This is a genomic window from Nocardia tenerifensis NBRC 101015, assembly GCF_000308715.1.
Taxonomy (GTDB): domain Bacteria; phylum Actinomycetota; class Actinomycetes; order Mycobacteriales; family Mycobacteriaceae; genus Nocardia; species Nocardia tenerifensis.
This window is the reverse complement of sequence record NZ_BAGH01000021.1, coordinates 1-1379: the sequence shown is the minus strand read 5'-3', so window position 1 is coordinate 1379 and position 1379 is coordinate 1. Positions and strand designations below refer to the sequence as shown.

Annotated in this window: 2 protein-coding genes; both read right to left on the bottom strand. The window is 68.7% G+C overall.

Going from position 1 to position 1379, the window contains the following annotated elements:
• Positions 1-104 precede the first annotated feature (104 nt).
• Positions 105-656 (bottom strand): hypoxanthine phosphoribosyltransferase, encoded by a 552-nt coding sequence (gene hpt / locus ON39_RS01995; RefSeq protein ID WP_040730137.1) that lies wholly within the window; start codon positions 654-656, stop codon positions 105-107.
• Between the two features lie 115 nt (positions 657-771).
• On the bottom strand, positions 772-1379 hold a 608-nt coding region (locus ON39_RS01990), incomplete at its 5' end, for a TilS substrate-binding domain-containing protein (RefSeq protein ID WP_040730135.1).

Sequence of the window (1379 nt, the reverse complement as noted above, 5' to 3'; positions counted from 1 at the left end):
CCTGGATCCTGGTCGGCGGGCCCCTCTACCGCCGCGGCTCCGGTTCCCCCGCAACGATTTTCGGGATACTTCCGGAGCGCTGACGCCGCTGGGAAATCTGTGGTCTAGGAGTAGACCTTGGGATCGAGCGTACCGATGTAGGGCAGGTCGCGGTAGCGCTCGGCGTAGTCGAGGCCGTAGCCGACCACGAACTCGTTCGGGATGTCGAAGCCGACGTGGGCGACGTCGACATGGGTGCGTAGCGCGTCGGGCTTGCGCAGGAGGGTGACCACCTCGAGCGAGGCCGGGTTGCGCGTGGACAGGTTGCGCTTGAGCCACGAGAGGGTCAGGCCCGAGTCGATGATGTCCTCGACGATCAGCACGTTGCGCCCCGCGATGTCCTTATCCAGGTCCTTCATGATGCGGACCACGCCGGAGGACGAGGTGGACGAGCCGTACGACGAGACGGCCATGAACTCCATCTGGGTCGGGATCGGCAACGCCTTGGCCAGGTCGGTCATGAAGAAGATCGCGCCCTTGAGCACGCCGACCAGCAGCAGGTCGCCCTCGGGGGCGTCGGCGGGATAGCGCTTGGCGATGAGTTCGGCCAGCTCCTTGGTCTTGGCGGCGATCTCGTCCTGGGTGATCAGAACAGACGCGATGTCGTCCCCGTACACGTCAGCTGTTCCCTTCTGGTTCTCGCTCCCGGACGGCCGATACATTATGTGTCATGACGCTCATGCCGCAGTGCCTATCAGGCGGCGTTCGCTAGCCCTTCGTGGTCACGCTTCGCTACCGCCTCCGGGCCTGACGCTCACGCCGCAGTGCCAGCCTGCCATGTTCGCGCTCCGCGACCAACCTGCTACCCGGCTCACCGCCGCCGACCGCGACGCCGCCCTGTCCGCGCCAATCGGTGATCAACTGGTCCACCGCGTGTAAATGCTTGCCGGTCAGCGCTTTCGCCCCGCCCTCGAGCAGCCATGATCGGATCGCCCGGCGGCGCAGCGCGGCCGGCGCAGTGGCGAGCGTCTCGATCGAGAGGGTCCGGCCATCACTCGCGGTGTGCAGCAGCTCACCCGCGAGCGTGTCGAGCACCGCGCCGTCCTCGCGCAGCTGCTCGGCGGTGCGGGCCAGCGCGGCGGCGACCCCGCCGCCGAGCACGTCCTCGAGCAGCGGCAGCGCCTCGGTGCGCAGGCGAACCCTGGTGAACTCGGGCGAGGCGTTGTGCGGGTCCTCGTGCGGTGTGAGCGCCAGGTCCAGGCACAGCCGCCGCGTCTGCGCCCGCCGCACGGCCAGCAGCGGCCGCCCCCAGGGCTCGGCCCACGCCGCCATCCCTTGTATCGAGCGCCCGCCGGATCCGCGTGCGAGGCCGAGCAATACGGTCTCCGCCTGATCGTCGA